This is a genomic window from Armatimonas sp. (genome assembly GCF_043760365.1).
Taxonomy (GTDB): Bacteria; Armatimonadota; Armatimonadia; order Armatimonadales; family Armatimonadaceae; genus Armatimonas.
Genome location: NZ_JAYUPA010000240.1, coordinates 1 through 5,728 on the forward strand (window position 1 = coordinate 1; position 5,728 = coordinate 5,728).

Below are 5,728 nucleotides of genomic sequence, written 5' to 3' on the forward strand. Positions count from 1 at the left end.
TGGGGATATCCCAGTTGCGCAGCAGCAGCAGGCCGAGCGGAATAAAAGTCCACATCAGAACGCCGACTAACTACAGCCTGGCACAGGCTTCGCAGCCGAAGGCTACTGCAGACGCCGATTTCAATCGGCGGCGAGGAAATACACGATGCCATTAGGATATACACTTCTCGGGTTTGCACTGGCGGCGACGGTGATCGCCAATGTGCTTTTTGTACTCTGCGGCAAGGCTGAGCGCACCGGACTCTGCGACTGGGCGAAACGCTTTGTGGCACTGGCGACCGCGAGTGTGGTCGGGGCCTGTACCTACCTTGCCTACCTGATCGCAACCCACCAGTTCCAGGTGCACTATGTTGCCGAGTACACCTCGCGGCGCACCAAGACCTGGTATTTAATGGCGGCGTTCTGGGGTGGCCAAGAGGGCTCCATGCTCCTCTGGGCATTCTGGACGGCGATGCTCGGGCTCTGGCTGGCCTACAAAGGCGGTAAGAACAGCGCCAAGGCGTGGCCAATCTTCGGGATCGCACAGGTCTATCTCCTGAGCCTTATTTTGGTCAAGTGTCCCTTTGCTGTTCCTCCAGGGGCCGTTCCTGCGGACGGTCGCGGGCTCAACCCGTCGCTAGAGAACTACTGGATGGTCATCCATCCGCCCATTCTCTTTCTCGGGTTCGCCTCCACCATTCTCCCCTCGGTCTGGGCGATCTACGGCATGCTGCACCGCGACTGGGACGGCTGGGTGAAGTCCGCGCTTCCTTGCACCCTTTTTTCGTTTGCGACACTTGGTTTTGGACTCTCTCTGGGCGGCTACTGGGCCTACGAGACTCTGGGCTGGGGCGGCTTCTGGGCCTGGGATCCGGTCGAGAATACCTCGCTATTTCCCTGGCTGCTTCTCACCTCACTGCTGCACGGACTGGTTCTTCAGAACAAGAATGGCTCGTGGCGTAAGGCGAACTTCTTTTTAGGCATCCTGCCGTTTGCCGCGATGTTCTACGGGACGTTTCTCACGCGCACCGGCGTTCTCTCCGACTTCTCTGTCCACTCGTTCTCCTCGCTAGGCAACGACGGTTTCTGGCTGATCTTAGTCGGCGTTCTGATGTGGACTTTTATTCCGCTCGGCCTGCTGCTGCTGCGCAACTGGGATATCCCCAAGCGCAGCGAGAAGCAGGAGAGTGCTGCGTTTCTGAGCCGCGAGACGGGCTTTGCGGCGGCGGGAATTATTATCGGGCTGATCGGGTTCTTTGTGGCCCTGGGAATGTCCGGCCCCCTGATCACCAAGCTCTGGAGCGCAAAAGGGCAGGCGGCTGAGCCGGAGTTCTACAACAAAGCGCTCTATGCTCCTGCGATTGGGATGCTACTGCTGATGGCGGCGGCACCGTTCCTGACCTGGAAAAACGGCGATGCCCCGAGTGCCTACAAAAAGCTCTTCCCCGCCTATATCACCGCGATTGTTCTTGCGATGGGCTTTACGGGAGTCGGAATGTACCTGGGTCTGCGCCACCCAGCGATGGTACTGCTCTTTGCCGCCTCACTGTTCTGCGTGATCGCTAATGCGATACTAATCGCCCCACGCCTAAAATCTAAGGGGGGACGTCTAAGCATTGGGGGGCACGTCGCCCATGCCGGAATTGGGTTGTTACTCGCTGGCCTCGCCGGGTTGGTGATGTTCTCTAAGCACAAAGAGGGCATTCTGCTCATCAAGAACCAGCCGACCGAGGCGCTGGGCTACAAGCTAACCTACGAAGGCTATACCATGGACCCGTTTGCGCGTGACAACGCCATTCGGATCAAAGTGGTGGACGGCAACTCGCAGTGGAACGCCGAGCCACACTACTCGTATGTGCCCTGGGAAGGCAAAGACAGTCCACAGTCCAACCCACCCGCCATTCACCATAAGTTCTGGGGCGATGTCTACTTAGCTCTTAGTGGTGAGGCACAAGAGTTTGTGGATCAACAGGATGCCACCAGCTCCAACTGGCTCTTCTCCCTAAAGCGCGGGGAGACCAAGACTTTTGGGGACTACACCTTCACCTTAATGGGCTACGATTTAGACGAAAAAGCCAAAGCCGTGCTTGCCAAGCATAGCGAGGCCGATTTCAATAAGCTCTCCGCAGTCCGCATGGTCGCCAATGTGATTGTCACCTACCAGGGCAAGCAGACCCCTATAAAAGTGGCGGTGCGTCACGAGCCGTCTGCAGGGGGCGCGTACTCTGAAGTGGTTGAGATTCCGGGGCCGGGTGGCAAGCACGGAAAAGTGATCCTACGCATGCTCCCCGCTCCCACAGAGAAAGATATCAAAGAGAAACAGTCCGCTTCCGAGGCCGCTGTCGCGCGGGCTAAAGAGGCGGGCGCTCCCGGGACACCCGCGTTCCAGCAAGCGCTCATGAAGGACTTCAGTGCCTACAACGAGGGCCGACGGATGCAGGAGTTCGCCACCTACGAAACCCTCCGCTTCGAGACCTTCAACGCTCCTGATCCAGGCGATGCGGTCTTTGTGGAGCTCTCCACCAAGCCCCTCATCGGCTTCATCTGGGTGGGGACGTTGCTCTACACCCTCGGTGGCTTCATTGCCTACCGGCGGCGAATCACGGAAATCGCTGGGATCAAAGAGTAACTACTGTGCGGCGATGACCAGCTCCCGCACTCTTGCGGCGGAGAGCTGGTCGTTGCGAATGTACTCCTCAGCGACATCAATGATGACGGGCAGGAGCAGGCCGCGCACAAGGTCGTAGGCAACGGCGTTGTAGTAGTTACAGAGCTGCCGCTTCACCGAGACAAGAATCGCCTCCGCGCCGCTCTCGGCGTGGGGAGATTCCAAAACCTCAAAGATCTCGTGCAGACGCACCACGGCGTTGATGTTATCCACAAGCCCAAATCCACCCGTGTCGCCCATAATGCGGCGGCGCGCGAGGACACTCTCGGGATCGGCGGCAAGCCCCTCGGCGGCAGTGGCAGCATAGCGGACAATGACCTCGCGAGAAAGAAGCGAGAGGTACTCGTCGTAGTGCTCCATCTTAAGCCGCTCCCGAACCTCCACCAGGGACTCCAGATACTCGTCCATCTCGTCGAGCAGCACGGACTCCACAAAGGCGTCTTCCAGCCCGAGATGGGTCGCGACAATGGCAATTGCGACTTTTCGGTAGAGAAGAATATCCTGAGCACGTGGCTCCTCTAAAACTCCCTCGTTCACAGAAGACACCTTTCGACATCGTCGGCGATGCTTCCTTCTCTGATTGACTATGATGCAGATCACACCTTAAAGTGCGGGAAGTCACAGCGAATGCCCTGCAGAAATCCTATACTTCCAGCATCACAATCTTGTGACCAGAGCTTCGCAAAGTGATGTGGCCGCGATCCCTTCGCCCTGCAAAAGCCCTACTGACAGTGTAACTCTAAGTAAATCTAAGATCGCTCCGGTAAGGGCAGGCGTGCCTCTTACCGGAGCGATTTTATCTTGTGCCGGGGTATACTCTTGATTGTCGGCGTCACTGGCGCAAAGGTAAGTTTTCTTTAAAGCTTGCACGGGGAACGCCCCCGAGGGAGCGCCGATAGCAATCCTCTGTCCTGCCGTCCGCCTGGGCACTCGGGACAAACTTTCTCTTTTTGGAGGTTTACCCGACTATGCGTCGTACTTTTACTCTGATTGAACTTTTGGTGGTGATCGCTATTATCGCGATTTTAGCCGCCATTCTCTTCCCCGTTTTTGCCCAGGCCCGCGAGAAAGCCCGTGCCGCCTCGTGTCTCTCTAACCAGAAGCAGATCGGAACAGGTCTGATGATGTACTCACAGGACTACGACGAGATGCTTCTTATGGGCATGTGGGGTACGTCCGCGAGTGGCACACGCTGCTCCTGGCCCGCGATGATTCAGCCGTACATCAAGAATACCCAGGTCTTCCAGTGCCCCTCAGCGCCGCGTACGGCGGGGATCACGGTAGGAACGATTGCCGACCCGGCAGGTTGTGGCATCGGGAATGGTTTTGTGGTGACCTATGCCTATAACTACTATCTCGGCGGCAATAACAACGCCAGTGGTGGGGTCATGACCAGCTCTCTTCCCGCCATGGATAAGCCCGCTGAGATTGTCCTAATCGTAGATGGCGCTTCCACGGCGCAGACCGCCGCCTTTGGCACCTCGGATCTCTGGCCCGAGAAGCGCGCCACGGCAGCGGCGACCGGCTTCCCTACCACGGCAAACCGTTACCCCTACTTGCTCGTCCACTCAGGCAGCAACCTGATGGCAGGTGCCAACGACTATGGCGCGCCCCGTGGCCGCCACAATGGGATGACCAATGTCCTCTGGGCTGATGGGCATGCGAAGGCCCGCAAGCTCAGCGCGGACTTCTATCCCCCTATCAATGACAACCGCTACCTGGCCCTCTGCACGCCCGTACTCACCGGAACCGGAATCGCGGCGGCTTCGTGTGCGCCGTGTTTATTGCCACAGCTCGGCTGCCAGCCGTAGCCGCCTCATTTCATGAGGCGGCATACGATTCGTGCAAAAGGCCGTATGAGGGGTAGGCTATCCCCCGTAGACTCCGACTTCGTTGGTGTAGCCACTGGTGGAGTCGCCGCGCTTGGCGCGTACCCGATAGCGCACTTTCTGACCCGGGGTCTGGCTGGTGTGCGTGTAACTGGTTCTGGTAATGGCGTCAATGAGTGCCCAGGCTCCCGCATCAGCGGCTTTTGCTTCGATGAGATACTGCGTGCCCGGTTTGTTCTCGCCGGATTTCCACTTGAGGGTGTTTGTGCCGTCAGCGTGGGGCGTGGCAACCAGATCGAGGGGAGTTTGTGCGGTCAGAGTGGAGCGCACTTTATCGCGCACCGTGATCCCCAGAGCATCGCGCAGGGCATCGGTGGCCTTGCTGGTCTGGGCGCGCTGGGCGGCGGTTCGGGCGGATGTCATCGCCGCCGATTGCGCTTGTGTCTTTGCGGTCATCGCCGCCTGCGCGGCACTCTGGGCAGCGTCGTTGGTAGCAATCGCGTCTTCCAAAGTTGTCTCGGCTGCGGTGAGTTCACTCAGGTCGTCGGTAGTGAAGCCAAAGACCGTCTTGTTGACAACTGCTACCTGGTTAAAATTCTTGAGCCAGGCGAGAAATTCGCGGTCGTTTGTAGGCAAATAATCTTGGGGCATGGTAAAAAACCTCCGTGCTTGATTCCGCTTTCGACTCACTAGATCGGAGTGAGAGCGTATGCTCTTTTTTACGGGTTTGAGTTTGACCTTCGTTCCCGGTAGATCAGAGTGCAAGAAAATAAGCTACCCAACAATAAAAAGTAACTACCAGAATGAATCTGGTAACTACCTTTTTGAAAAAAGTAGCCTAAATGGAATTCCAGGTAACGACCTATGAGCATGAATGAGCATCCTTTACACACCCTTTCCAAGGACGAGCTAATCGCCCGTATCGAGCAGTTTGAAGAAGAGAAGCGCATGGGCACGGTCTTCTCCACCGTTGGCGAGACCAGCGCCGCTGATGCGACGTTGCAGTGGCTGGGTCGTAATCGCTTCTTAAACGAGCAAGTCAAGCCCGTCACGCTGATTCCGAGCCTCTACGAGAGTTTCCAGCAGGACAAAGGCGACCATGAGATTATCAACGGAGACAATCTCTCGGTGATGGCCTCGCTGCTCTCGCGCTACCGTGGCGGTCGCACCCGTGGCGTGGACGTGGTCTACATGGACCCGCCCTACAACACCGGCAACGATGTTTTCTCCTACAACGACGACTACCGCCTCA

The 5,728-nt window shown here is 57.5% G+C and carries 4 protein-coding genes, 1 pseudogene and 1 riboswitch; of the genes and pseudogenes, 3 read left to right on the plus strand and 2 right to left on the minus strand.

Features of this window, described 5'->3' with window-relative positions; all coding sequences use genetic code 11:
- Window positions 1-145: 145 nt before the first annotated feature.
- The gene (gene ccsA / locus ACH2EH_RS05780; RefSeq protein ID WP_395139807.1) at window positions 146-2,608 is read left to right on the plus strand and encodes a cytochrome c biogenesis protein CcsA; all 2,463 of its coding nucleotides are present in this window, start codon (window positions 146-148) and stop codon (window positions 2,606-2,608) included.
- Here ccsA and ACH2EH_RS05785 read toward each other — a convergent pair whose 3' ends face one another.
- Entirely contained in the window at window positions 2,609-3,184 is a 576-nt protein-coding gene (locus ACH2EH_RS05785; protein WP_395139809.1) for a hypothetical protein, read from the minus strand.
- A gap of 284 nt (window positions 3,185-3,468) precedes the next feature.
- A riboswitch (ZMP/ZTP riboswitch) is annotated at window positions 3,469-3,582 on the plus strand.
- A 33-nt stretch (window positions 3,583-3,615) separates the two neighbouring features.
- On the opposite strand from ACH2EH_RS05785, the gene ACH2EH_RS05790 reads away from it, so the two are divergent.
- Window positions 3,616-4,458 carry a DUF1559 domain-containing protein gene (locus ACH2EH_RS05790; protein WP_395139811.1) on the plus strand — a complete coding sequence of 281 codons (843 nt, stop codon included), beginning with the start codon at window positions 3,616-3,618 and terminating at the stop codon, window positions 4,456-4,458.
- 57 nt (window positions 4,459-4,515) lie between these two features.
- On the opposite strand, the gene ACH2EH_RS05795 is transcribed toward ACH2EH_RS05790, so the two are convergent.
- Window positions 4,516-5,127 carry a hypothetical protein gene (locus ACH2EH_RS05795; RefSeq protein ID WP_395139813.1) on the minus strand — a complete coding sequence of 204 codons (612 nt, stop codon included), beginning with the start codon at window positions 5,125-5,127 and terminating at the stop codon, window positions 4,516-4,518.
- A gap of 219 nt (window positions 5,128-5,346) precedes the next feature.
- On the opposite strand from ACH2EH_RS05795, the pseudogene ACH2EH_RS05800 reads away from it, so the two are divergent.
- A pseudogene (locus ACH2EH_RS05800) lies at window positions 5,347-5,728 on the plus strand (hypothetical protein); the annotation flags it as partial.